Source organism: Sneathiella marina (assembly GCF_023746535.1).
Taxonomy (GTDB): domain Bacteria; phylum Pseudomonadota; class Alphaproteobacteria; order Sneathiellales; family Sneathiellaceae; genus Sneathiella; species Sneathiella marina.
In genome coordinates, this window is record NZ_CP098747.1 from 3,917,992 (window position 1) to 3,941,609 (window position 23,618).

General features: G+C 53.4%; 25 protein-coding genes and 1 tRNA gene. 12 read left to right on the forward strand and 14 right to left on the reverse strand.

The genetic code is table 11. The features are described 5' to 3' along the window. The gene (locus NBZ79_RS18920; RefSeq protein WP_251934221.1) at positions 1-870 is read left to right on the forward strand and encodes a bile acid:sodium symporter family protein; all 870 of its coding nucleotides are present in this window, start codon (positions 1-3) and stop codon (positions 868-870) included. 253 nt (positions 871-1,123) lie between these two features. Here NBZ79_RS18920 and NBZ79_RS18925 read toward each other — a convergent pair whose 3' ends face one another. From NBZ79_RS18925 to NBZ79_RS18935, 3 genes are all read right to left on the reverse strand, one after another. Next, on the reverse strand, positions 1,124-1,780 hold the full coding sequence (locus NBZ79_RS18925; protein WP_251934222.1) for a glutathione S-transferase family protein: 657 nt from the start codon (positions 1,778-1,780) through the stop codon (positions 1,124-1,126). 68 nt (positions 1,781-1,848) lie between these two features. After that, positions 1,849-3,396: an acetolactate synthase large subunit gene (locus NBZ79_RS18930; protein ID WP_420854627.1), complete on the reverse strand. Its 1,548-nt coding sequence runs from the start codon at positions 3,394-3,396 to the stop codon at positions 1,849-1,851. A 131-nt stretch (positions 3,397-3,527) separates the two neighbouring features. Then, entirely contained in the window at positions 3,528-4,031 is a 504-nt protein-coding gene (locus NBZ79_RS18935) for an alpha/beta fold hydrolase (protein ID WP_251934224.1), read from the reverse strand. A 374-nt stretch (positions 4,032-4,405) separates the two neighbouring features. On the opposite strand from NBZ79_RS18935, the gene NBZ79_RS18940 reads away from it, so the two are divergent. After that, a complete protein-coding gene (locus NBZ79_RS18940; protein ID WP_251934225.1) occupies positions 4,406-5,926 on the forward strand; it encodes a DUF1835 domain-containing protein in 1,521 nt (506 codons plus the stop codon). Positions 5,927-6,055: 129 nt separating this feature from the next. On the opposite strand, the gene NBZ79_RS18945 is transcribed toward NBZ79_RS18940, so the two are convergent. After that, positions 6,056-6,262, reverse strand: coding sequence for a hypothetical protein (locus NBZ79_RS18945; RefSeq protein ID WP_251934226.1), 207 nt, complete (start codon positions 6,260-6,262; stop codon positions 6,056-6,058). 115 nt (positions 6,263-6,377) lie between these two features. Further along, positions 6,378-6,770, reverse strand: a complete 393-nt coding sequence (locus NBZ79_RS18950; protein WP_251934227.1) for a hypothetical protein — start codon at positions 6,768-6,770, stop codon at positions 6,378-6,380. A 205-nt stretch (positions 6,771-6,975) separates the two neighbouring features. Between NBZ79_RS18950 and NBZ79_RS18955 the strand changes: the two genes are divergently transcribed. After that, positions 6,976-7,863, forward strand: a complete 888-nt coding sequence (locus tag NBZ79_RS18955) for a LysR family transcriptional regulator (protein WP_251934228.1) — start codon at positions 6,976-6,978, stop codon at positions 7,861-7,863. 352 nt (positions 7,864-8,215) lie between these two features. Here the strand turns inward: NBZ79_RS18955 and NBZ79_RS18960 are convergent, their stop codons facing one another. Next, positions 8,216-9,127 carry a PLP-dependent cysteine synthase family protein gene (locus tag NBZ79_RS18960; RefSeq protein ID WP_251934229.1) on the reverse strand — a complete coding sequence of 304 codons (912 nt, stop codon included), beginning with the start codon at positions 9,125-9,127 and terminating at the stop codon, positions 8,216-8,218. A gap of 151 nt (positions 9,128-9,278) precedes the next feature. Between NBZ79_RS18960 and NBZ79_RS18965 the strand changes: the two genes are divergently transcribed. Continuing rightward, positions 9,279-9,659 carry a winged helix-turn-helix transcriptional regulator gene (locus NBZ79_RS18965; RefSeq protein WP_251934230.1) on the forward strand — a complete coding sequence of 127 codons (381 nt, stop codon included), beginning with the start codon at positions 9,279-9,281 and terminating at the stop codon, positions 9,657-9,659. A gap of 48 nt (positions 9,660-9,707) precedes the next feature. Here NBZ79_RS18965 and NBZ79_RS18970 read toward each other — a convergent pair whose 3' ends face one another. Further along, positions 9,708-10,205, reverse strand: a complete 498-nt coding sequence (locus NBZ79_RS18970) for an SH3 domain-containing protein (RefSeq protein WP_251934231.1) — start codon at positions 10,203-10,205, stop codon at positions 9,708-9,710. 186 nt (positions 10,206-10,391) lie between these two features. Here NBZ79_RS18970 and NBZ79_RS18975 point away from each other — a divergent pair, with 186 nt between their 5' ends. Beyond that, positions 10,392-11,378, forward strand: a complete 987-nt coding sequence (locus tag NBZ79_RS18975) for a 2-hydroxyacid dehydrogenase (RefSeq protein WP_251934232.1) — start codon at positions 10,392-10,394, stop codon at positions 11,376-11,378. A gap of 62 nt (positions 11,379-11,440) precedes the next feature. Here NBZ79_RS18975 and bluB read toward each other — a convergent pair whose 3' ends face one another. The 5 genes from bluB to NBZ79_RS19000 form a co-directional block, all read right to left on the reverse strand. After that, positions 11,441-12,154, reverse strand: coding sequence for a 5,6-dimethylbenzimidazole synthase (gene bluB / locus NBZ79_RS18980; RefSeq protein ID WP_251934233.1), 714 nt, complete (start codon positions 12,152-12,154; stop codon positions 11,441-11,443). A 124-nt stretch (positions 12,155-12,278) separates the two neighbouring features. Continuing rightward, a complete protein-coding gene (locus NBZ79_RS18985; protein WP_251934234.1) occupies positions 12,279-12,896 on the reverse strand; it encodes a VPLPA-CTERM sorting domain-containing protein in 618 nt (205 codons plus the stop codon). A gap of 306 nt (positions 12,897-13,202) precedes the next feature. Then, the gene (locus NBZ79_RS18990; protein WP_251934235.1) at positions 13,203-13,832 is read right to left on the reverse strand and encodes a MarC family protein; all 630 of its coding nucleotides are present in this window, start codon (positions 13,830-13,832) and stop codon (positions 13,203-13,205) included. Between the two features lie 18 nt (positions 13,833-13,850). Then, a complete protein-coding gene (gene polA, locus NBZ79_RS18995; RefSeq protein ID WP_251934236.1) occupies positions 13,851-16,724 on the reverse strand; it encodes a DNA polymerase I in 2,874 nt (957 codons plus the stop codon). Between the two features lie 25 nt (positions 16,725-16,749). After that, on the reverse strand, positions 16,750-16,929 hold the full coding sequence (locus NBZ79_RS19000) for a zinc-finger domain-containing protein (RefSeq protein WP_251934237.1): 180 nt from the start codon (positions 16,927-16,929) through the stop codon (positions 16,750-16,752). A 251-nt stretch (positions 16,930-17,180) separates the two neighbouring features. Between NBZ79_RS19000 and NBZ79_RS19005 the strand changes: the two genes are divergently transcribed. From NBZ79_RS19005 to NBZ79_RS19030, 6 genes are all read left to right on the forward strand, one after another. Continuing rightward, the gene (locus NBZ79_RS19005; protein ID WP_251934238.1) at positions 17,181-18,023 is read left to right on the forward strand and encodes an AEC family transporter; all 843 of its coding nucleotides are present in this window, start codon (positions 17,181-17,183) and stop codon (positions 18,021-18,023) included. 106 nt (positions 18,024-18,129) lie between these two features. Continuing rightward, entirely contained in the window at positions 18,130-19,077 is a 948-nt protein-coding gene (locus NBZ79_RS19010) for an ABC transporter ATP-binding protein (RefSeq protein ID WP_251934239.1), read from the forward strand. A 92-nt stretch (positions 19,078-19,169) separates the two neighbouring features. Next, a complete protein-coding gene (locus NBZ79_RS19015) occupies positions 19,170-19,808 on the forward strand; it encodes a peroxiredoxin (RefSeq protein WP_251934240.1) in 639 nt (212 codons plus the stop codon). Between the two features lie 112 nt (positions 19,809-19,920). Beyond that, entirely contained in the window at positions 19,921-21,108 is a 1,188-nt protein-coding gene (locus tag NBZ79_RS19020; protein ID WP_251934241.1) for a metal-dependent hydrolase family protein, read from the forward strand. 100 nt (positions 21,109-21,208) lie between these two features. Beyond that, positions 21,209-21,397 carry a hypothetical protein gene (locus tag NBZ79_RS19025; protein WP_251934242.1) on the forward strand — a complete coding sequence of 63 codons (189 nt, stop codon included), beginning with the start codon at positions 21,209-21,211 and terminating at the stop codon, positions 21,395-21,397. 90 nt (positions 21,398-21,487) lie between these two features. Then, positions 21,488-21,564, forward strand: a tRNA-Arg gene (locus NBZ79_RS19030). Positions 21,565-21,826: 262 nt separating this feature from the next. On the opposite strand, the gene NBZ79_RS19035 is transcribed toward NBZ79_RS19030, so the two are convergent. Both NBZ79_RS19035 and NBZ79_RS19040 read right to left on the reverse strand, forming a co-directional pair. Beyond that, a complete protein-coding gene (locus NBZ79_RS19035; RefSeq protein WP_251934243.1) occupies positions 21,827-22,378 on the reverse strand; it encodes a methyltransferase family protein in 552 nt (183 codons plus the stop codon). After that, positions 22,375-23,010: a cation efflux transmembrane domain-containing protein gene (locus NBZ79_RS19040; RefSeq protein WP_251934244.1), complete on the reverse strand. Its 636-nt coding sequence runs from the start codon at positions 23,008-23,010 to the stop codon at positions 22,375-22,377. Before NBZ79_RS19040 ends, NBZ79_RS19035 begins: the two co-directional genes overlap by 4 nt. Before the next feature lie 74 nt (positions 23,011-23,084). Between NBZ79_RS19040 and NBZ79_RS19045 the strand changes: the two genes are divergently transcribed. Next, positions 23,085-23,501: a MerR family transcriptional regulator gene (locus NBZ79_RS19045; protein WP_251934245.1), complete on the forward strand. Its 417-nt coding sequence runs from the start codon at positions 23,085-23,087 to the stop codon at positions 23,499-23,501. Positions 23,502-23,618 lie beyond the last annotated feature (117 nt).

A 23,618-nucleotide genomic window follows, 5' to 3' on the forward strand; every position in this document is an offset into this window, starting at 1 on the left:
ATGGAAGAGACAAATATCGTCACGCAGGTTTTTTTACCGCTGTCACTGGCTTTCATCATGTTTTCAGTCGGACTGGAATTAACGCTCGATGATTTCAAGCGGGTGGTTGTGCGGCCGAGGGATTTTTTTGTCGGCGCTGTCAGTCAAGTCATTGTGCTGCCCCTGGTCGCTTTCGCCTTGCTCTCGGTCTGGACCATCGAACCGGCATTGGCCGTCGGTGTCATGATTATCGCCAGCTGCCCCGGCGGTGTTACCTCGAATTTGATGACTTATCTGGCGCGGGGCGACACGGCCTTGTCCGTCTCCCTGACGGCTGTGATCAGTTTGCTCGCTGTTGTGACGCTCCCTCTCATTGTCAGTTTTTCCATCCAGCATTTTATGAACGCGGCAACGGCGCCGGAACTTCCGATCGGAAAAACCATTATCGGCGTTTTCCTGATTACAACGGTACCGGTCTGCATCGGTATGCTGATCAAGCATTTTGCCGCGGCATTTGCCAAAAAGTTTGAGCGAATTGCCAGATTAGTCGCATCGGTTCTTTTTATTGTCATCGTCCTTGGCGCCATCGCCAGCGAACGGGAAAATATTGTCGACTACTTCATTCAGGCCGGAACGCTCACACTTACGCTCAATGTGGTCATGATGGTGCTCGCGGCCCTGCTGGCCCATATTGCCGGGATGGGGGTCAAGCAACGCATCGCCATCACGCTTGAATGCGGCTTGCAAAACGGCACCCTGGCGATCTTCGTCGCGGCAACGTTAATCGGCAACAAAACGATGACGGTGCCGGGCGGTATCTACAGCCTGCTGATGTTTGCCACGGCGATCCTTTATCTCATTATCGCCAAAAGGCAGCAAGCCCAGGACTGAAGACTGCCGAGCCACCTGTAACGGACAGCGACGGCGCCTTGTCGGCAATATTGGACCAAGTCGGGGGAATTCCTGGATTTGACCCAAAGCGGTAGTTGAGATTGACATTTACCCACTGCCAATCCGGATCATTGGAAAACCAGTTGGGAGGAAATAGGAATGATGCTTGGGGCAGTCTATTTCGCAACACAGATTGCTGCAGCGACAGGCGTATTTGATTCACTGTTGTCGATTACTACAGCAAGCACGTATTTTAGCTACGGCTTTTTATATAAGAAAAAAATCCTTCGCGATTGGCTTCCTTGTCCGCCGCCACGCGTTGACTGATGGGATCGGCGGCGAAGGCGCTGCGCCATTCTTCGAGGCCGGCGATGCGCTGGTTCAGGTCTACCCCGGTGATCTGCCCCCCCATTTCGGCAACGGTTAAAACGTAATATAAATAGATATCTGCCATCGTGAACTGGGCGCCAAACAACCAGGGCTTAAAGGTTGCCAGTGCATTAATACAGTTTATGCCTCGCTCAACAACTGCGACCACTTCCGCAATCAGTTGTTCAGGCGCCGGTTGTTTGCTTAAGCTGAAAGGGATTAATCTGCGATTTGGCAACTCCAGGTACAGCTCTGCCATGTGCATCAGTTGCCGGTTTTTGTTACGGGCAAACACATCTGCTGGAAACAAGGGTCTCTGTGGATATGCTTCTTCTATGTATTCGCACAGCACGGCGGCTTCTGAAAGGTGGTGGCCACTGTCGGTGGTCAGGCTTGGCACCTTGAGCGCGGGACTTAATTTGTTGTAGCCTTCCGCGCTTGCATACACAAGGTCCTCCGAAAAGACGACGCCTTTATACAACAATGCGTGTTTCGGTATGTTGTAGTAGTTGCTGTATGAAAATCCATGAAGCGTTGGCATTACTGTATTTCCCAAGTTTAATTATGCGAATTCGGTTGATATTTTGATGGGCCGAGGCTGATCGTCTTTTAGACGACCACCTCAATCAGGTAAGGGCCCGGGTGAGCGAGACCCGCCTTGAAGGCTTGGGCCAGAGCTTCATGGGTGGTCACCTTTTGAGCATCAACTCCCATGCCAGTGGCCATTTTGACCCAGTCAAGATCAGGACGGTTGATGCTTAGCATGTCGATGGCACGGGGGCCTGGGTTTTGAACACCCACATTGGTCAATTCGCCGCGCAGAATGTTGTAGGTGCCATTGGCAAAAACCAGGATGGTCACATCGAGATTTTCCCGCGCCAAGGTCCAGAGGGACTGGATCGTATACATGGCACTCCCATCACCCTCGAGGGCGATAACCTTGCGATCCGGGCAGGCAATGGAGGCGCCCACGGCCAACGGCAAGCCAAAACCAATGGAGCCACCGCGGTTGTTAAGCCAGTCATGGGGCTTTGCCCCCGCCGTCGCCCGCATAAACTCGCGGCCGGTGGTGACGGACTCATCAATCACGACGGCATTTTCGGGAATCATATTGGCAAGAATGGCGGCAATGCCTTCCTTGCTGCAAGGCCCGGTTGGCAGGGGCGGGGTATAGGGTTCGGCCACATTGGCAGGAGGAGAGGCAAGGGCATCAAGTTCCGCCGCCAGGGCTTGCAATGCCGCTTCCATATCATCCCCGACCACGGCGAAGTCATGGCATAGGCTGTTTTCCGGCATCAGAGCGCTGGGTTTTTCCGGATAGGCAAAGAAAGCCACGGGTGCCTTGGCCCCGATCAGGACCAGGTCCCCTGCAGCCTCCAGGACCTTGAGGGCGTTGTCGACCACATAGGGGATACGCTCCACCTGTACCCGTCCGGCACCGCGCTGCAGGCGGGTGTTGAACCAGTCGATATAAATTCCGCAACCGGTCTTGGTGACAATACGGCCCGCCAGTTCGAGGCATTCTTCCGTCAGGGCATCGCCGCCCAGCAACAAGGACATGGTCTTGCCGCTCCGCAGTAAACCGGCTGTTTTCTTGATGGTTTCCGCCGATACACGGGGCTTGTCAGCCGGTGCCTTGGCGGTCACAACCTCATGCGCGTCCCCCCAGGCAGTGTCGGCGGGCAGGATCAGGGTGGCGATTTGGCCGGGGGATTTACGGGCGGTTTCCACGGCCAATGCGCCATCAGCGGCAATGGTCTCGGAAGTCGGAGAGGTTTTCACCCAATGGGACATGGGTCCCGCAACGCCTTCGATATCGGCCGTCAAAGGCGCATCATACTTGAGATGATAGGTCGCATGGTCGCCAACGATATTGACGATGCCGGAATGGGCCTTCTTGGCGTTATGGAGATTGGCAAGGCCATTGCCGAGGCCGGGAGCCAGATGCAGCAAGGTGGAGGCCGGTTTGCCGGTCATGCGATAATAGCCGTCAGCGGCCCCGGTGACACCGCCTTCGAACAGGCACAGGACGCAGCGCATGCCGGGGATTTTATCCAGGGCGGCGACAAAGTGCATTTCCGACGTGCCGGGATTGGTGAAGCAAATATCCACGTCACTGGCCAACAGGGTTTCAACCAGGCTCTCGGCGCCATTCATCTTTTCTTTATTTGTCATTTTTTTATTTCCATAATGTGGGTACGCCGTTGGCACCCTGGTTTCCGGCATCTTCACCAATAGCCGTTTTTTTTAAGCCACTATGATTATATCTGCAACATTGTTCAAGACATTCAAAAGGTCCTCGCCGATTTCAGGCTGGTCGCTGATTGTGGCGCGAACCGGGCCAAGGGGCGAATTGAGCCAGTATTGCACAAGCATATGTCGATTTTGCAAGCCATAGGCTTGCAAGAAGCCGAAACTGCAAAAACGATTTTGGCAATTCCCTCTACCCCAAAGAGGTCATAATATCCCCAGATGACCGAACATCCCATGGAATGCCCCATCAGCACCATATCGCCGAGACCAAGCTCGACAATCAGGTCGCAAAGGTCTTTGGAAAAACGATAGATGCAATAGCCGAAATCAGGCTTTGCAGACTGGCCGTGACCCCGTAGATCCAAAGCAAGGACACGGTGACTGTCGGCGAAATGGTTGATCTGGTTGTGCCATTGTTCCGCCGTTTGCGACCAGCCATGGATCATGATCAGGGGGTGACTGCTGCCCGCCTCAAAATAGCTTAGTTCCACGCCGTCAGAGGTTGTAAATTGTTTTTTGGTTGCCCCAGTGCCAAACATCCCTGCCTCCCTTTGAACTGGTCCAGTTAAACATCTGGCTTCCCTAACAGCAGCATCTGAGATTTTGCGGTTTCCTACACCATCAGATTTGGTGAACCAAGGCGCCTCGCCGGCAGTATTGAACCAGTTCCGAGGAATGTCCGCTTCTGACCCAAAGCGGACATTTTGGCGGTTCCCTAGTTTAAAGAATTAACATCCTTCAGGATACAAACACTTCGTTGATTGACAGGCAGCCTGAGAGCAGGCAATTATGTCATTGCATCCCTTGTGTGCTTCCTATCCGCGGAAAAGGCTCAGCCTGACAAGGAAATAAGAAAGAGACTTTAACGTACGATTTCGAGACGTTGGGCGGATACGGCAAAAAGGAAAATCGTATGCATATTTATGAAAAGTCACCCATTGTGGGTGTCAACATTTCGCCGACTCCCTCAGCGACTGAATACCAATCTGAACTATCACTTAGGGCAGATATTCTACTGGCGGATTACTGTGCCAATAGTGAATCTGCGTTTTCGCTATTCAGGACCTATCATCCGACAGCCAATCGGGAAGGTTTTACACCCACATCATTAGACGCGCGACTAGTTGTGATGCGTCAAAACATGACAGGGCAGAAATTCTCATTTGAAAAGCTTAAAAAGGATGCCAAGAGCCTCCTTAAAGATGTGAAGAACGCTGACCCGTTAGCAAAGAGCCGCATTCTATCCACCCATCCCAAAGTACGTGACGGCTCTCGCAAGTTCGAAGATATCACCCTAGTCGACTGTCAACATGTATTGGCCATAGAGTGTGGTTTTGACAGCTGGCCAAAACTCAAACGTCACTTGATCGCTTTGAAAGCTGCGTCTCGACTGGTGACATCCGGTAAGTCTATTGACGGCCCGAAAGCTGTTCATATTCGCTGTGGCAGCGATATAGGACAAACCCTCAAAGACGCAGGTTTTAACGGTGATTTTCTAGAGGTCATCAATCCATTTGCTATGGGCCCGGTCTTACCATCCAGTCAAAAAGAACGTTCATATGAGCTTCGAAGCCAGTACATTGATCAAGTGCTCGGGCCTTATATTTCTTCAGAGAAGCGAGCGAACATCCGTAAGGACCTTATTAAAGAGGAACAAGAGGTCGACACTCTGCGGCATTCCTATCAGTCGGTCACATTATGGTTTGAGCATGATGCCTTTGACCAACTCTGTCTCGCCTATCTCCTTCATAAGATGGCAGACATTGGACCTGAGTTACCCTTTTCACTGGATCTTGTGCAAATTGACCACTTTCCCGGATTTAGAAAATTTATCGGGCTTGGTCAACTTATAGATCAACCTGAAAGTCTGGCGCTTCTTTACCAACAACGTTTGCCCGTCACTTTTGACATGATTAATTTTGGAAAAGCAATTTGGGATGCTTACACAAGCAAAGATCCGACATCTCTTTGGCATCTTTCTCAACGTAAAAATGCTCCACTCCCACTTATGCAAAAGGCCATGCTGAGAATGTTATCAGAGCTGCCAGCTCTAAAAAACGGGCTCGGACTTACTGAACAATTAGCCCTCGAAATTATTGCAGAAGAGGGGAATATGGTTGCACGGCGTGTCTTTCTGTTTTCCTTAGCTGAAAAGGACCCCCAACCATACCATGGAGACGTCATGTTCTTTGCAACCCTAAAGGCGCTTTGGGAAGCAGAAACACCAGCGCTCAAAATTACGGGCAGAATAGAAGCCCCTCACGACCACGGAAAAGAGGTTCTCACCCTCACGCCTATGGGTGAGGCATTGCTCAAAGGTGAAAAAAATTGGCTAAAAGTCAATAATATTAAGCGTTGGGTTGGTGGCGTGGAAATCAATAGTGAAAAGTTACAAAACTGGTATTTTGACGGGAATAAGCCAGTATTTGTTTAACTTATTTTTTGAAACGGGGAGTTCTGAGATAACCAATATGCGCCAAGAGTAAAAATAGTGTTTAGGGGAAGGGTTTTCCGCTTTTGGCACATCTCGGACCTTGGACTTACTGCAAATCAGCCGATCCCCCTACCCAAACAACCCCCCGTTTAAATACCGCAGGCCCGTATCGACAATCACCGTAACAACCTTCTTGCCCGGTCCCAGCTGCCGGGCGCGGTGGCGGGCGGCCTCAACGGCGTCCGCGTCTTTTACCGGCACAACCTCATCGATCATAAGTGCTTGAGATGCTTCGCCTCTGTCCGGAGAGCCAGCGTCTATCGAAGCTGTTTGCACGAACCTCAATCAATGTCCGCTTCTGACCCGAAGCAGGCATTCAGTCGGGTGTCAGGTGCAACGCCCGCCTTCGGCCAATACCCGAACGATGTATGTTACCTGTAACTAGCCTTGTCTAGACAGGTTTCTGTTGTCGGGACATCGCCAAACCAAGACCACCCACGATCGCGATAACCGGCCACAGGAACGGTGCCGGGGTGCTCCACAGGATATCGTTTCCAAACAACGCCTGACCAATACCTAGGCATCCCATCAGTGCGGCAATCGAGGTTGCAATAGCACCCAGTATTGCCTCCCCTGGTTTTAGTGCAGCCCTGACAAACATGAACCCCATGGCTGCCATCGTGATCGACCCGACATGCCAGGAGAATCGATGCATCCAAATGATAGAGTCAGCCAGATTTGTCTCCGACAGGGGAGGCAGGAAAAACGGGGCGCCAAGCAACTCGTGTAGCCCGATGGCACTAAATGAAACGATTCCGGCAACCCAGTAAGCAGTTTTTCCCATAACGGATGTCTCCTTAACCTCTTTTTTTGTTCGGTACTTCGACCACGGCGGAATCCACAACCAGAACAGCAAGGTATTTTCTTCCTTCGGCTTTGCTGTTGTTTGGTTCCTTTCAACCCGTGTTGATGGGAACTGTATATCCAGTCATAATTGAATTGATAATTCCCCAAATCTGACTATTGTCATCCATTTATGGATCGATAGGATGATCAAAGAGCTTGACTGGAATTTGCTGCAATCGTTCATTGCCGTAAGTGAGCATGGTTCGTTTTCGGCTGCTGCACGAGCGACCAAAGGGAGCCAAGCCACATATAGTCGCCACATTGCGACACTAGAAGCACAGCTAGACAGCCATTTGTTTGATCGCGCTAACGGCGCTGCAGAACTAACGCAGCGCGGCATGGAAGTACTGCAGCATGCACTGGAAATGGCAGATGCTGCGGGCCGACTGTCCCTGGATATTGAAGGTCGTGAGAGCAGTCTCTCTGGCACCGTGCGCGTTACTGCTATCACTACCGTATCGACTTACATACTACCATCGATACTGGCCGAGCTGAGACTTAAAGAACCTGGTATTGATATTGAACTAGTGGCCTCGAACAAAACCGATAATCTATTGAGGAGAGAGGCCGACATAGCGATAAGGATGTACCGGCCCACCCAGGCTGATCTGTTTGCGCGCAAGGTGGGGGAAACCAGTTTCGATCTTTTTGCAGCCAATTCATACTTGGAAAGGAACCCTGCTCCCAGGACAGCAGATGAGATCCTGAATCACGAATTTGTAGGATTTGATAAGAGCGACACGATAATCAACGCTCTTAAGAGATTTGGACTCAATGTGAGCCGTGAATTTTTCTCATGCCGGTGTGACGATCCGATTGTGTACTGGAATATGATCGTTGCTGGCTATGGTATCGGCTTCAATCAGGTAGAAGTCGGTGAAAGCGAACCAAAGGTCTCTCGGCTTGACGTGTCTGTCAAACCCAATCCGGTACCAATGTGGCTTGCTGCTCATTCAGAACTAAAAACAAATCCCCGTGTCAGAAGGGTCTTTGATTTTCTTGCAATGAAACTGTCTGAGATAGGCCATTAAATTCCGTTCCAAGTTGCGATGAGTTCATTGAAGAGAAAGACTAAGAGCAAGCACAAAAAGCTGCCCGGTAGAGTGCACAACGATGGCCCTGTAACAACTGAAAGCTATAGGCCTCAGCTTACTATCTCCTCTAGGGTTAAAGCACTAAGTTCAAAGCTTGATCCTGTAACCCAAAAACACGAAATCCAACCCGGATGGGATGGCTTCGATGTTTGGGTTACAGGAGCAGGATTTGAACCTGCGACCTTCAGGTAATGAGCCTGAAACGTCTACATGACTGCTATTAGCCCTTAGTCAGAGTGTCTGCTTTTGGCACAAAGCGAACAATAAACCGACCCACAAGCCCCAATCCCTACCCGAACAACCCCCCGTTCAAATACCGTAATCCCGTATCGACAATGACCGTGACGATGTTTTTGCCCGGTCCCAGTTGTCTGGCGCGGTGGCGGGCGGCCCAGACGTTGGCGCCGGAGGTGATGCCGCCGATGATCCCCTCGTGGCGGGCGAGCAGGCGGGCGGCCTCGACGGCGTCCGCGTCTTTTACCGGCACAATGTCATCGATCAGGTCGCGGCGCAGGATGGTGGGGATGAAGGACAGGCCGATCCCTTCCAGCTGATGGGTGCCGCCCGTATCGCCGCCCGAGATATTGCGCACATGATAGGGCTCCACCCCGACGATCCGCGTTTGCGGGTTCTGTGTTTTCAGGATTTCCGCATTGCCGGAGATACAGCCGCCGCCGCCGACGGCCATGACAAATTCATCCACGGGTCCGTCCATGGCGCTCAGGATCTCCCGCGCCATGGGATGATAGCCCCGCTTGTTATCGGGGTTATTGACCTGATCGGGCCAGAAAGTATCCGCATCCCCGGTCAGGTCCTTAGCGCGGGCAATCATCCGGTCAATGACCTCCGCGGTCAGGATACCGTCTTTGGCCGGGATGATTTCAACCTCGGCGCCGAAGGCCCGCATGGTCTGCAGTTTTTCGTCAGAAAATCCGTTGGACGAGACGAAATGCGCCTTGTAGCCGCGGGTTGCGCAGACCATGGCCAGCGAACTGCCCGTACTGCCGCCGGTATATTCCACAACACGGCCGCCGGGCTTTAGCAGGCCCCGCCGCTCCGCCCCGTCGATCATGGACAGAGCCATGCGGTCCTTCATGCTGCCGGTCGGGTTTGCCCCCTCCCATTTCACATAGATATCGGCGCTGCCCGGTTCGGTCAGGCTGTTCAGCTTGTATAGGGGGGTGTTTCCAATCAGGGTCATCAGCGGGATCTTTCTGGTGCGAAAAGATTAAAAGGCATTAGTGACTTTAATAATGAAAGTGACATTAATACTGAAAGCGAAGAAGGGAATCAAGCTTCCATTTTTAAAGTCACTCCCTTATGATGAGAGGGATCCCAGTTGGAGTGACAAGATGACACAACCTTCCCATGACTTTCGTTCCCGCTGCTCCATTGCCCGGACCCTGGAGATTGTCGGCGATAAATGGACCCTGTTGGTTGTTCGCGACCTGATGTGGCATGGCAAGCACAGCTTTCAGGAGCTGCAAAACAGCGAGGAGCGGATGCCGAGCAATTTACTGTCGCAACGGCTGAAACGACTGATGAAGTGGGATCTGGTTCGGCGGGAGGCCTATCAGGACCGCCCGACCCGGTATAAATACTACCTGACCGATCGCGGAAAGACCCTTGAACCTGTGCTGCGGCAGATCATGGACTGGGGCCATGGCAATCTGGACGGCGGGTTTTTTGATCCCGCCTTGAACCGGCCGGATCCGGGGCCCGAGGCGGGCTAGGCGCGCCCGGATCTGATATATATAACAGAAAGGGCGGAAAACGGTAGGTTAGCGGACCTTTTCGTTTTCCAGAACCCCGTAAAACTGATTGGCCGGCAGCCAGCCGGTCAGGCCGGCGATTTCCAGCGCGCACCAGCGGCCATCGCATTCGCGCAATTTGCCGAGAACACCGGGCTCGGCCAGCAGGACAACCACGCTGCTCTCGTCTGGATCCTCGAAGACGGCCCGTGATTCTTCGGTAATGATCAGGGTCCGGCGGCTGCTGAGCAATCCTTTATGGACCCAGCCCGTTGCCCCGTCCACATCCCGGATGCGGCGCCAGAGCTCATATTCGGCGATCACCTCGACCGGCCATCCCCGGCGGACAAACACCCAGGAGATGGGATAGCGGGTTCCGGGCCCGGTGCGGACATTGACCTTGTTGGACGATAGCGAGACGAAACGCGGCAGCGGCAGGCCGGTTTCCGTGCCCGTCGAACCGGCATGGGCGGTCGCCGTCAAAAAACAAAAGCTGATGAGAGTAAGCAAAAGGGCGCAGGACTTCACGGGGAAAACACCTTCGAATGAGAACGAAATCGACTATGGTTATGCCGCGTCTGGTGCCATTGGGTCAAGAACTCAAAAAAGCAGGTCATCTTCCTTAAGGTCACAATTGTATCCGTCACCGTGATCTGCTAGAAAAAGCCTAGCTGTCCAATTTTATTAACGGACCAGGAACGAAAGAGTCACCGGATGTCGCAAAAAAAACCGCTTGTTGTTGTCACGAGAAAACTTCCCGATGCCATTGAGACGCGCATGATGGAGCTTTTCGATACAAGGCTGAACCATGACGATGCCCCGATGACCCAGGCCGAACTGATCGAGGCGGTCAAGGAAGCGGATGTGCTGGTGCCGACGGTGACCGATAAAATCGATCTCGGGATCATCAGCCAGTGTAACCCGGACCTGAAACTCATCGCCAGTTTCGGCACCGGTGTCGATCATATCGATCTGGCAACCGCCCGCCAGCGCGGCATTACCGTGACCAATACACCCGGTGTCCTGACGGAAGATACCGCCGATATGACCATGGCCCTCATCATGGCCGTGCCGCGGCGCCTGACCGAAGGGGAGCGCCGCATGCGCGCCGGGGAATGGAAAGGCTGGTCGCCAACCAGCATGCTCGGCCACCGGATCTGGGGGAAACGCCTGGGTATTGTCGGCATGGGCCGCATCGGGCAAGCCGTGGCCCGGCGGGCGAAAGCCTTTGGCCTGTCCATCCATTATCATAACCGCAACCGGCTGCCGGACTTTATTGAAGACGAGCTGGAAGCCACATATTGGGAAAGCCTCGATCAGATGCTGGCCCGTATGGATATTGTTTCCATCAACTGCCCGCATACGCCGGCAACCTTCCATTTGCTCAATTCCCGCCGCCTGGCGCTGTTGCAGCCGACCTGCTATATCGTCAATACCTCCCGCGGTGAAGTGGTCGATGAAAATGCCCTGACCCGGATGCTGCGGGCCGGGAATATTGCCGGTGCCGGTCTCGACGTGTTCGAACATGAACCCGCCGTCAACCCGCGCCTGCTCGAACTTGATAACGTCATCCTGCTCCCGCATATGGGATCCGCCACCATCGAGGGCCGGATTGATATGGGCGAAAAGGTACTGATCAATATCAAGACATTTATCGATGGCCATACACCCCCGGACCGGGTCATCCAGGCGATGCTATAGCGACTGTCGAGGCGCGCCGGATACATGAAAAATTTTAATGGGTTCGATCGAACCCATTAGTCCTATTCATGTGTTGTCTTGTCTGGCGATATCCCTGCGGACCAGCGGCCTTCACTAATGAGATCCGAAAGCTCCAGCCGCTGGCGCCAGCCCTTCACCTGCAGTTCCGGTTCTTCATACAGGGCATCCACATAGCCAAGGCATAGATAGGCGATAATCTCGATCTCCTCGGGGATCCCCAGCAAGGTCTTTAATTCCGCATCATGATAAATACTCACCCAGCCCATACCGACCCCTTCGGCGCGGGCGGCCAGCCATAGATTTTGCACGGCGCAGACGGTGCTGTATAAATCCATCTGCGGATTATGGGTGCGGCCGAGAATGACCTCGCCGCCGCGCGACCGGTCACAGGTGATACAGATATTCAGCGGGGATTTCAGGATGCCTTCCAGTTTCAGTTTCTGATACAGGCTCTGGCGGTCCGCATCGAACATCCCGGCGGCCTCCTTGTTGGCCCGCTCGAAGGCTTCCCAGATTTTCTGTTTCTGGGCGGAGTCCCGGATCAGGATAAAATTCCACGGCTGCATAAACCCGACAGACGGCGCATGATGGGCGGCTTGCAACAGCTTTTCAACAAGGTCATTGGGCAGGGGGGTCGGCAAAAACTGATCGCGGACATCCCGACGGGTATTGATGGCCTTATAGACGGCCTGCTTTTCCGCCTCACTAAAGGCGTCCGCCGCCGCCAGTTTCTCAGTCGCTTTATCCGTATCCATTCAACGCCCCGTATTGATGTTCATCCTCCCGATACCCTATCGTCAGACCCGGCGATTGGCCAAAGAAAAACGGCGGCCTGATTAAAGCCGCCGTTCAAGACTGAAAATTTTCTAACTTATCTGCTTATGCAGTCGCTGCGGCCTTGCGGCGGCGGCGCCATCCCATAAAGCCAAGGGCGGCAAGTCCAGCGCCATACAGGGGCAGGGCAGCCGGCAGTGGCACGGTGGAAAGCCCGACATTTGCATATTCAAAGGCATTGCTACCGGAGATAAAGCGCACTTCGTCAAACAGCATATCCAGTGAGATCGTGGCGTTGATCCATTCAACCCGCTTCGGCGCCCCATCAAGCTGGGAATCCGATCCTTCAAGGATACCGAGCCATTCCCCGTCATTCCAGAATTCGATCATATTGTAATCGTCAACAGAACCCCACATAAAGCTGAATTCATTAATCGCTTCTTTCAACTCATATGTGGCTGAGGCATCGCCGGACACCGAGGTGTAAGTCCCCGTATCTTCCATACCGGGAATTGTATCCCAAGGAGATCTGCGCAGGCCGCCAATCGAACCCGTGACACCTTGATATACATTACCCGTGAAATCATTTGCCTGAGGAACAAAAGTATCCTCTGCCGGAACATCCGTATTCCATTCAACTGTGATTGTTGCAGATTGCGCCGTAGCGGCGAATAAAAAGGAAACTGCAACTGCGCCGACAACGGCGTTCAATAAAGTTTTCATTATATAAATCCTCAATTTACTCATGGTTCGATTAAAAAACTCAAACCCAGAAACGCACCGCTTAATGTCCGGCAGACTTAAAATTCTTTGTCAATATGGTATCTCTTGACCGCAATTTGGCCATATTTCGTGCTTCCGTCAACCTATTTTATCACATTTATCTAAATTTTTATGCAAATTATGCGAGAAAGCCGCAGAAAATAAGGGACTTGAAATATTCACTATATATCTGGCATACACCCTTGATATTGTTAATATTTATCTGAGTATGGTTAACGTTTTACAATCTATGGTTAACAATCAGAATCAGCCGAGCAAGCCACTATTGCGAATACCGTCGAAGATAAACTGGACGGCCAGCCCCGCGAGCAACACGCCAACAACCCGCGAAATCACATGCAGACCCGTCACCCCCAGCAACCGCTGAACCTGTGTCGCCAGCAACATCAACAGGAATGTCATCAACACAATTGCCAGCAAGGCGCCGATCACCAGAGAGATTTCCACCGTATCGCCTTGTGCCTTGCTGACCAGAAGAATGGCGGCGCCAATGGCCCCCGGCCCGGCGATCAACGGGGTCGCCAGCGGAAAGACCGAGACATCCTGTCTCGCTTCGGCTTCCTTGGTTTCCTGATCGGTGGTCGAGATACTGCCTGAATCCCGGGCAAATACCATATCGATGGCGATGAGCAGCAACAGAATTCCCCCCGATGCCTGCAAGGCCGCCAGGGAGATGCCGAAGCTTTCCAGTACCGCTTTTCCGAATACTGCGAAGAAAAGCAGGATTCCGCCACCGATCAGGCTGGCCTTGAGGGCCATCGCCCGACGTTCCCGCGCCGTATTGTTCAGGGTCAGAGCGGCAAACATGGCCGCCACATCCAGCGGACCAATGGTGGCGAAGAAGGTTGTCAGGGCAATAAGCAGGGTTTCTGTCACGGGGCAACCAAGACGGCGTTAATGCGCCTCTCCCCAATTATCTCCGATACCGGCGTCAACAACCAGCGGTACCGACACATCAATTGCCGGCAAGGCCGCCTTTTCCATGACCGAGGTTACCAGCGCCGCTGTCTCGGCGGTTTCGGCATCGGGAACTTCAAATATCAGTTCATCATGCACCTGCAGCAGCATCCGGGCCTTAAGACCGGCGTCGGCGATCGCACCGGGCAATCGGATCATCGCCCGTTTGATGATATCCGCTGCCGATCCCTGGATTGGCGCGTTGATGGCTGCGCGCTCGGAAAATCCGCGGCGGGCCCCGTTTTTGTCATTGATACCCGGTAAATGGACGCGGCGCCCGAAAATGGTTTCCACATATCCGGTTTCATGACAGAAGGCCTTGGTTTCATCCATATACTTGCGGATGCCCGGATACTGGGTGAAATAGGACTCGATATAACCCTGCGCCTCAGTGCGCGAAACATCCAGCTGGCGGGCCAGTCCAAACGCGCTGATGCCATAGATAATGCCGAAATTGATCGCCTTGGCCGATCGCCGCATCATCGGATCCATGCCCTCCATGGCCACGCCAAAAACCTGCGACGCTGTCTTGGCGTGAATATCCAGCCCCTCGGCAAAGGCCTCTTTCAGGGACGAGATATCGGCAATATGGGCCAGCAGACGCAATTCAATCTGCGAATAGTCGGCGCTGATCAGTTTATGGCCCGGCTCGGCGATAAAGGCGTTGCGCAATTTGCGCCCCTCTTCGGTCCGGATGGGGATATTCTGGACATTGGGATCGGACGAGGCCAGCCGCCCCGTAGACGCCGCCGCCAGGGAAAAGGAGGTATGGACGCGGCCCGTCCTGGCATTGACCTGCGCCTGCAACGCATCGGTATAGGTGCTTTTCAGTTTCGCCAATTGCCGCCAGTCAAGAACCTTGCGCGCCAGTTCCACACCATCCGCCGCCAGGCTTTCAAGCACGTTTACATCCGTAGTATAGGCACCTGTCTTGCCTTTTTTGCCGCCGCTCAAGCCCATTTTATCAAACAGGATCTCGCCAAGCTGCTTGGGAGAACCCACATTGAATTCCTCACCGGCCAAATTATGGATTTCAGAGACCAGTTCAATCATGCGGGCGCCGAAATCTTCGGACAGCTTGCTCAGGAACGGGGCGTCAACCTTGACCCCTTCGCGCTCCATTCTGGCAATAACCGGCACCAAGGGACGTTCGATGGTTTCATATAAGGTGGCTGATTTTGTTTTTGCCAGCTGCGGCTTCAGCACCTGATGCAGGCGCAGGGTGATATCGGCATCTTCTGCGGCATATTCCGTCGCCTTGTCGATGGGAACTTCGGCGAAGGTGATTTGCGACTTCCCCGTTCCGGCCACTTCCTTGAACGGGATCGGCGAGATGCCGAAATGCAGGCGGGACAATTCGTCCATGCCATGACCATGCTGGCCCGCTTCCTGACAATAGGAGAGCAGCATGGTGTCGTCCACCGGCCCGACTTCAATGCCTTCCTGACCAAGGATAACCTGATCATATTTGATATTCTGGCCGATTTTGAGCACGACCGGATCTTCCAACAGCGGTTTCAACGCCGCAATTACGTCCGCCTTGGGCAATTGATTGAGGCCTGTCTCTTCCGCTTGCTCCTCGGCCCCGTCAAAATCGAACCCGCCTTGCGCCTTTGGCGCCACATGGCCGACCGGAATGTAACAGGCTTTCCCCGGATGAATGCTCAATGAAATCCCGACCAGGGAGGCCTGCATGGCATTCAAGCCGGTGGTTTCCGTATCCACGGCGACAGAGCCAATGCGGTATGCCTCGTCAATCCATTCCTGCAAATCCTTCATTTCCAGGACGGTCGTGTAGTCTATCTCAACGGCTGCCGCGGGTGTTTCCGCCGTCTCCGCCCCGGCGGCGGGCGCGGGCATGTCCGGCAGCTCCGCCACGTCTTTTCGAAAATCCGCGCCAAAGAATTCTTTCACCCGGCCGGTCAGCTGCTTAAACTCATTTACATTGAGAAACGCCATCAAATCAGCGGCGTCCGGCATTTGTACGGTCAGGTCCATGACGCCGATATCCAGCTCCACATCCTGCTTCAGGGTCACCAGCTGACGGCTGAGCCGGGCCATATCGGCATGTTCCAGCAATTTTTCACGCCGGCCTTTTTGCGGGATTTCAGCGGCGCGGTCCAATAAGGTATCAAGATCGCCAAATTCATTGATCAGCAGCGCCGCGGTTTTCACGCCAATGCCCGGGACACCAGGCACATTGTCAACGCTGTCCCCCGCCAGCGACTGGATATCAATAACCTTGTCCGGTCCGACACCAAATTTTTCATGGACCTCGTCGACGCCAATCATCTTGTTCTTCATGGGATCCAGCATGGTGACGTCGCCGCCCACCAGTTGCATCAGATCCTTATCCGATGAAACGATGACCGTTTCCATGCCCGCGGCCGTGGCCTGGCTGGCATAAGTGGCGATGATATCGTCGGCTTCGAACCCCTGCTTTTCAATTGCCGGTACGTTAAAGGCACGTGTCGCATCGCGCACCAGTGGGAATTGCGGGATCAAGTCCTCGGGCGGCGCATCACGGTTGGCCTTATACTCTTCAAAAATCTCGGACCGGAAGGTTTTGCGGCTGGTATCGAATATCACCGCAAGATGGCTGACCCGCCCGTCCCGCTGGGTATCCTGAATGAGCTTGAACAGCATATTGGAAAAACCAAGCACGGCCCCTGTCGGGGTGCCGTCTGAGCGGGTGATGGGCCCGCGCCCCCTGATCATCGCAAAATAGGCGCGAAATATATAGCCCGATCCATCGACAAGATAGATACGGTGCTTTTGATCGGGATCGCCTGTAACGTCCGGTTCACTCATTCTGTTTTTAACCCATTTCCGCTGTTCAGTGTCCGTTCGAGGCTTTCGCGCCCTCTTTCAACACATAATTTATACCACAATACGGGCATTCGACCTGACGCTTGTCGCCCATGTTCAAGAACACCCGCGGATGCCCCAGCGCGCCTTTTCCGCCATCACAGGCGATTTTGGTATTGTCAACTTCAATTGTCTCAACGGCTTGCATTGATATGCCTCACTTCCATGATCCCGACTGCTTCATCGCCGTTCCCTTTTTCGCGGTTGACGACAATGATAATCCATCCCGGATGATATCGATTGCCGAGGAGGAAGCAACCGAGAAACGGCCCCCAGGGCAGGATTAATTTGTTCTCGCGAAATTCGGCTGGTAGGATTACCCCCTCACAGGATCAATGCAGGCGGGAATTTACCATCGAAGAGCTAGTTTATCATCTTAGCAATGTGCTTGTTCCCATCATGATCTGCGTTCTGGCGGGGTTCGGCCTGGCCAGGTTCAAGGTCTATTTCGACACCAAGATGGTCGGCAGCCTCGTCTCCAATATCGGGTATCCGACGCTCATTCTCTCCCATCTGGCCGGCCAGCATGTGGCCTTCGGGGCATTTATCAATGTGATGCTGGCCGCCACCGTGATGATTGCCTGTTTTGGCGTAATTGCCTTAGTCTTCCTGAAAGCCGTCGGCTTGCCGGTGCGGGCTTTCCTGTCCCCGATGATGCTCAGCAACGTCGGCAATGTGGGGTTGCCGGTCAGCTTTCTGGCCTTTGGCGATCACGGGCTGGCCATCGCCATGGCCGTCCTGATCATTGTGGTGGTCGGTATTTTCAGTGTCGGCATCTGGTTACCGGCGGGCAAGCTGAGCTTTACCGATCTGGCGAAGCAGCCGGTTATTTATGCGGTGGTGCTGTCTCTTCTTCTGATGGGCACCGATACGGCATTACCCGCGCCCATTGCCAAGGGAATGACGATCCTCGGTGGCCTGTCCATACCGCTGATGCTGCTCACCCTTGGATATACCCTGGCAACATTGAATATCGGCGGCGTGCTGAAAGGCTGCCTGCTGGCCCTGTTCCATATGGCCATGTCCGTCCTGGTGGCGTATGGCGTCAGCCTGTTATTCGGTTTTGACGGGGTCACCAAGGGCGTTTTCGTTCTCATGTGCCTGATGCCCTCGTCCGTGGCCACATATTTATGGGTGGAAAAATTCCAGCCGGCCCATGCGGCGGATGTGGCCGCCTTCATTATGATCTCGACACTCCTGACCATTCTGGTGATTCCGCTGGCCCTCACTTTCTGGGTCTAGCCCCCGTCGATTTTGTTAGCGCGCTTGCTTAATCCTCCATTGACGATTAAAACTCGCCGTACCAAATTCTCGGCAAACCATGATGAGCGTAAAGAACAATAATATAATGCAAGAAAGTCATTCCTTATCCGCCGCGCTGGAAGTCCGCGACTTAACAAAGATCTACAGGATCAAAGGATCGACGCCGGACAAGGAAGCCCTCAAAGGCATCAATCTTGACGTCCCGCGCGGATCTTTCTTTGGCTTGCTCGGTCCCAACGGGGCCGGGAAATCGACGCTGATCAATATCATTGCCGGGCTGGTCAATAAAACCAGCGGCACCGTCAGTATCTGCGGGTACGATACCGACGCCAGCATGCGCGCCGCCCGCAGTGCCATCGGTGTCGTCCCCCAGGAGCTTAATCTCGATGCCTTCTTCACGCCGCGCGAAGTCATGGAATTCCAGGCGGGTTTGTACGGGGTGCCGAAATCCCGCCGCCGCACCGATGAAATCCTCACCGCCATGGGTCTGGATGACAAGGCCGATGTCTATGCCCGCACCCTGTCAGGCGGGATGCGCCGGCGCTTGCTGGTGGCCAAGGCCATGGTCCATAACCCGCAAGTCCTCATTCTCGATGAGCCAACCGCCGGTGTGGATATCGAGCTCCGCCAGCAGCTGTGGGAATATATCAAAGACCTCAATGACACCGGCACCACGGTTATCCTGACCACCCATTATCTGGAAGAAGCCGAAGAACTGTGTGATACCATCGCCATTATCAATCACGGCGAGGTCGTCGCTTGCGAACCGACGGAAACCCTGCTTGGCAAACTGGACAAGAAAAATGTCAGCATGGTGCTCAGTCACGATATCGAGGAAGTCCCCGCTTACCTGGCCAATTTCGATGCCCATCTCAGTCACGGCCGCCGGTTGAGTATTTCCTACCGGCCCAGCGAAACCGAAATGTCCGAAATCCTGAAAGCCGTCACCGATGGCGGCCTGACCATTGTCGATATGACAACGGCAGAGCCGGATCTGGAAGATGCCTTCCTGCAAATGACCTCGTCAAAGTAATTGTGATCACGTTCCAGCCGTTTGTTGTTTGCATTCGGGCGTCCACGGGAATATCCTCTTTGTCTCAATTCATTTGAACATAAGAGGACCCCATGACTATTCAGCTCGGAGACGTCGTACCTGATTTTACCCAGAAATCAACGGAAGGCGATATCAGCTTTCACAACTGGATCGGAGATGGATGGGCCATTTTATTCTCCCACCCGAAAGATTTCACGCCCGTCTGCACAACGGAACTGGCAGAAGTCGCGCGGTTGAAGCCAGAATTCGAAAAGCGCAACATGAAACCCATTGCCCTCAGCGTCGATAGTGTCGATAGCCACCAGGGCTGGCTGGCCGATATCAAGGAAACACAGGGCAGCGCCGTCAATTACCCGATCCTGGCCGATGCGGACCGCACTGTCTCCGATTTATACGGCATGATCCACCCCAATGCCGATGACACCCTCACCGTTCGCTCGGTCTTTATCATCGATCCCAACAAGAAACTGCGGCTTACCCTGACCTATCCGGCCAGTACGGGCCGTAACTTTGACGAGATCCTGCGGGTTATCGATAGCCTGCAATTGACAGAATATCACAAGGTCGCCACACCGGTGAACTGGCAGGACGGCGATGACTGTGTCATCGTTCCGGCCATTACCGACCCCGACCAGATGAAGGAATTGTTCCCCAAAGGCTGGAAAGAGCTCAAGCCTTATTTGAGAATGACACCTCAACCCAACAAGTAACCCGCCGATACCCGAAAAAGCCAGACCTCGACCCGGTCTGGCTTTTTTTCGTTGGCTTCTTTGGCCAGCTTCATGGCATATTGATGGAAATCAAACAATAAAGGGATGGAACATGGTAGCGACTTTATATGGCGGCGGGGATGTATTTGACGGAACTGGCACGCTCCATAAAAACCACTCGGTCCTGGTTGAGGGTGACACCATTCAGCAGGTTGCTCCAGCTGAAGCCTTTGCTGATTTTCAAGGGACCATGGTGGATACCAGCGGCGGCACGCTCATGCCCGGCATAGCCGATTGTCATGTCCATCTCGTCTACAAGGGCGAAGCGGACCCGCGCGGCAGCATAGAAGGTGTAAATCCCGGAGAAATAACCCTACGGGTGCTCGAAAATGCTCAAACCTCCTTAAAAGCGGGTATCACGGCTGTCCGCGATTGCGGCGGACGCGAATATCTTGAATTTCCGGTTCGTGACGGCTGCAATAATGGCCGGTTCCTGGGTCCGAATATTCTGGCCTCCGGGAAAATGATCTGCATGACCGGAGGTCATGGCAACAGAAGCGGCCGGGTCGCTGATGGCTGTGACGAGGTTGTTAAGGCAGTCCGGGAACAAATCCATGCCGGCAGTGACCTGATTAAAATCATGGCGACCGGCGGTGTCATGACCCCAGGCGTCAACCCTGAAGATGCCCATTATAGCGCGGATGAAATGCGCGTTGGCGTCGGCGAAGCCCGGCGTTTTCACAAAACATCGGCCAGTCACGCTCAAGGGGCCGAAGGCATAATGAATGCTGTACTTGCTGGCATCACCTCCATTGAGCATGGCATCTTCATGGACCAGCAATGTCTGGACGCCATGCTAGAGCGGGGCACCTATCTTGTCCCGACTTTGGCCGCCGTCCAGAATATTCTCAACAACGCCGATAAGGGGATCGCAGATTATGTTGTCGAGAAATCGCGCCGTGTTTTTGAAAAACACCGCGAGAGCTTCAAGATGTTTTATGAAGCGGGCGGTAAAATTGCCATGGGAACCGATGCCGGCACCCCCTTCAACATGCATGGTGAAAATGCCATGGAACTGGCCTATATGGTCGATTGCGGCATGACGGCGATTGATGCTCTGACCGCCAGCACGTCGGTGGCCCATTCCCTGATGGAACTCGACGACCGGGGCCAGATCAAGGCGGACTTCAAGGCCGACATGATTATTGTCAACGGCAATCCGGCAGAAGACATCCTGATGGCAGCTGAATCTGCCAACCATCGCAGCGTCATCAAAAACGGAAAACAAGTGAATTTATAGGAATTCACGGCCCAAGCGCGGTGACAACAGGTGCTTGCCGCCGCGCTTGACTATCCTATATTATCGGGTGATTGGTTCAGGCAGTTGAAAGGAGAGCTCAATGCCCATGCAAACCGACCTTCTCCGACTAAAACAGCAATCGGAAAGAAAACACACCCGCACGCGTTCCGAAGCCGCTTTGAAGAAAACCGCGAAAGACGATTTTTCCAGGGATCTGGCTCAATCCGTGACCTCTAATCAGGAAACAGCGATCAGAAAAACCAAGGTAAAAATCCTGCAGCGCCATTGATCCGCAGCCATCATGTGGCTGTGTGCAGAATTAACACCGGAAACCGTTGCACTTGGCCAACAGTTGGGTTATAGCAAAGGCCCTATCTCAGCACCCGTAGCTCAGCTGGATAGAGCGCTGCCCTCCGAAGGCAGAGGTCACACGTTCGAATCGTGTCGGGTGCGCCAATCTTTTCAATGACTTAGATTAATTCATTGCTAGTACGTTTTTAGCTAGCAATCACATAGCAATCACGCGACATGCATAAAATGGCTCACTAAAATTGATTTTGCCGATTATACGACAAGCCAGGATTGCATACACATTTCTATTGACCGCTTACCCTCCAGATACAGACATAATAGGAAATCATTAAACACTTCCGCTACGCGCCAGAAACAGAAGTAAAGGCCTGAGTGTCAACGTCAGCTTTGTCTGCTGACATGCCGATCAAAGGAACCTTCTAACCCGTGCCGCATAGTCTTCGAAATTAGCTCCATATTGATTCTTGAGCCATGGTTCTTCCGCAAATGGTGCTGCGATGAGAACGGCGATTGTCCCAATCCCGACAAGCACGACCCAAAATGCGGATGAAAGAACAATCCAGCCGATGACTATTGCAATATCGGCCAAGTATTGAGGGTTTCTGGAATAGCGATACATGCCAGCCGTTCGTAGCGACCCCTTCGCTCCGCCTGTTTGAGGTATGCCAAAGTGCAAAACCTCTGACCAGACTACGATGCTGCCAATCAAGATAAGGGGTACCCCAACGCCGAAACGCAACCAGTCGGGAAGCGCGACGGTACGCCAGCCCCAAATCCCCAAGGCGATCAATACTCCAAAGAGCGAGAACGTTGGCACCCAGACAAATATAGGCGTCAGCGCGGTGTAGCGTTTTGGTGGCCACAAACGATGTGCGGGAAAACAAATCGACCATAGGATTGCAGCGAGTGTGACCGCTGCAATCCCAAGACCAAGAAGCAATAAAGCGTTCTGCATCATGCCTTCGCGTGTTCGTGCGTGATCATTTCCCGCCGTTCCGCGAGCGCCTGCCGTATGATCAGGAACGCCGATGACAGAAACAGAGATGCCATGATCGTTGCAACAATCAAGTCAGGCCATCCGGTTGCAGTCCCCCAAACGCCGAGGGCCGCAATCATTACCGCGACATTTCCAATGGCATCGTTGCGCGAACAGAGCCAAACCGAACGAACGTTGGCATCGCCGTCCTTGTACCGCACGAGCAGGAACACACTTGCAAGATTGGTCAACAACGCTAAAAGGCCAACCACCCCCATGATTTCTGCCGTCGGAACACCGACATAGAAGACGCGATAGACGGTCGATCCAAACACCCAAAGCCCCATCAAGAGAAGGCTAATGCCTTTGAAGAGCGCCGCATTCGTGCGGACACGGATTGAGGCGCCGATCACCGCGAGTGAAATGCCATAGGTCAGCGCATCGCCGGCAAAGTCGAGGGCGTCTGCTTGTAGCGCCTGTGACTTTGCCAGATGCCCCGCTGTCATCTCCACAACGAACATTGTCGCGTTCAACGCAATGACGATCCACAGCCGTCGTTTGTAATCATCAGAAACGCCATCAAACTTGGCGTCATTTCCGCAGCAACCCGCCATCGAGATTCCTCTTTCAAATCATGTCACTCATAATGTAATATCTCTAGTGACTAGAGGTTCAAGAGGTTTTTTAAATGTATTCAATTGGCGAGCTTTCGAAGCGCACACAGGTCAAGGTTCCAACAATCCGCTACTACGAGGAAATGGGCCTGTTAGCTGTCCCGGAACGAACGGACGGCAACCAAAGACGATACGATAAAGACGGATTGGAGCGATTGAGTTTTATCCGGCACGCCCGCAATCTAGGCTTTTCAATTGACGCAATCCTGTCACTGATCGAGCTGCAAGAACATCCAGACCGATCCTGTCAGGCAGCAAATGAAATTGCAGGTTCGCAGCTCGCGGGCGTGCGGGCAAAGATCCGAAAATTAAAGGCACTGGAAAAGGAACTCCTCCGAATTTCGAAAGGATGTGACGGAGACGGCGTGTCCGAACACTGTTATGTTCTGGCTTCCTTAGCTGATCATAAGCTTTGCGACCGCGAACACTGACCAACCGAAAGTGGTCATTGGTTCGGTGTTAACGAACGGCGAGAAAGTCAGCAATGGTGTCATTGAACGCTGAAAACCATATCCGCCATGGATCATTAACAGACATACTATGTGGTG

Excerpts from the sequence above, each read along its gene's own strand:
- polA (WP_251934236.1), bottom strand. The coding sequence starts at position 16,724 with ATGAGTGAACCGGACGTTACAGGCGATCCCGATCAAAAGCACCGTATC.
- NBZ79_RS19020 (WP_251934241.1), top strand. The coding sequence starts at position 19,921 with ATGGTAGCGACTTTATATGGCGGCGGGGATGTATTTGACGGAACTGGC.
- NBZ79_RS18925 (WP_251934222.1), bottom strand. The coding sequence starts at position 1,780 with ATGCCAACGCTTCATGGATTTTCATACAGCAACTACTACAACATACCG.
- NBZ79_RS19005 (WP_251934238.1), top strand. The coding sequence starts at position 17,181 with ATGATCTGCGTTCTGGCGGGGTTCGGCCTGGCCAGGTTCAAGGTCTAT.
- NBZ79_RS18985 (WP_251934234.1), bottom strand. The coding sequence starts at position 12,896 with ATGAAAACTTTATTGAACGCCGTTGTCGGCGCAGTTGCAGTTTCCTTT.
- NBZ79_RS18940 (WP_251934225.1), top strand. The coding sequence starts at position 4,406 with ATGCATATTTATGAAAAGTCACCCATTGTGGGTGTCAACATTTCGCCG.
- NBZ79_RS18955 (WP_251934228.1), top strand. The coding sequence starts at position 6,976 with ATGATCAAAGAGCTTGACTGGAATTTGCTGCAATCGTTCATTGCCGTA.
- NBZ79_RS19000 (WP_251934237.1), bottom strand. The coding sequence starts at position 16,929 with ATGCAAGCCGTTGAGACAATTGAAGTTGACAATACCAAAATCGCCTGT.
- NBZ79_RS18930 (WP_420854627.1), bottom strand. The coding sequence starts at position 3,396 with ATGAATGGCGCCGAGAGCCTGGTTGAAACCCTGTTGGCCAGTGACGTG.
- NBZ79_RS19015 (WP_251934240.1), top strand. The coding sequence starts at position 19,170 with ATGACTATTCAGCTCGGAGACGTCGTACCTGATTTTACCCAGAAATCA.
- NBZ79_RS19035 (WP_251934243.1), bottom strand. The coding sequence starts at position 22,378 with ATGATGCAGAACGCTTTATTGCTTCTTGGTCTTGGGATTGCAGCGGTC.
- NBZ79_RS19010 (WP_251934239.1), top strand. The coding sequence starts at position 18,130 with ATGCAAGAAAGTCATTCCTTATCCGCCGCGCTGGAAGTCCGCGACTTA.
- bluB (WP_251934233.1), bottom strand. The coding sequence starts at position 12,154 with ATGGATACGGATAAAGCGACTGAGAAACTGGCGGCGGCGGACGCCTTT.
- NBZ79_RS19045 (WP_251934245.1), top strand. The coding sequence starts at position 23,085 with ATGTATTCAATTGGCGAGCTTTCGAAGCGCACACAGGTCAAGGTTCCA.
- NBZ79_RS19040 (WP_251934244.1), bottom strand. The coding sequence starts at position 23,010 with ATGGCGGGTTGCTGCGGAAATGACGCCAAGTTTGATGGCGTTTCTGAT.
- NBZ79_RS18965 (WP_251934230.1), top strand. The coding sequence starts at position 9,279 with ATGACACAACCTTCCCATGACTTTCGTTCCCGCTGCTCCATTGCCCGG.
- NBZ79_RS18975 (WP_251934232.1), top strand. The coding sequence starts at position 10,392 with ATGTCGCAAAAAAAACCGCTTGTTGTTGTCACGAGAAAACTTCCCGAT.
- NBZ79_RS18950 (WP_251934227.1), bottom strand. The coding sequence starts at position 6,770 with ATGGGAAAAACTGCTTACTGGGTTGCCGGAATCGTTTCATTTAGTGCC.
- NBZ79_RS18960 (WP_251934229.1), bottom strand. The coding sequence starts at position 9,127 with ATGACCCTGATTGGAAACACCCCCCTATACAAGCTGAACAGCCTGACC.
- NBZ79_RS19025 (WP_251934242.1), top strand. The coding sequence starts at position 21,209 with ATGCCCATGCAAACCGACCTTCTCCGACTAAAACAGCAATCGGAAAGA.
- NBZ79_RS18920 (WP_251934221.1), top strand. The coding sequence starts at position 1 with ATGGAAGAGACAAATATCGTCACGCAGGTTTTTTTACCGCTGTCACTG.
- NBZ79_RS18935 (WP_251934224.1), bottom strand. The coding sequence starts at position 4,031 with ATGTTTGGCACTGGGGCAACCAAAAAACAATTTACAACCTCTGACGGC.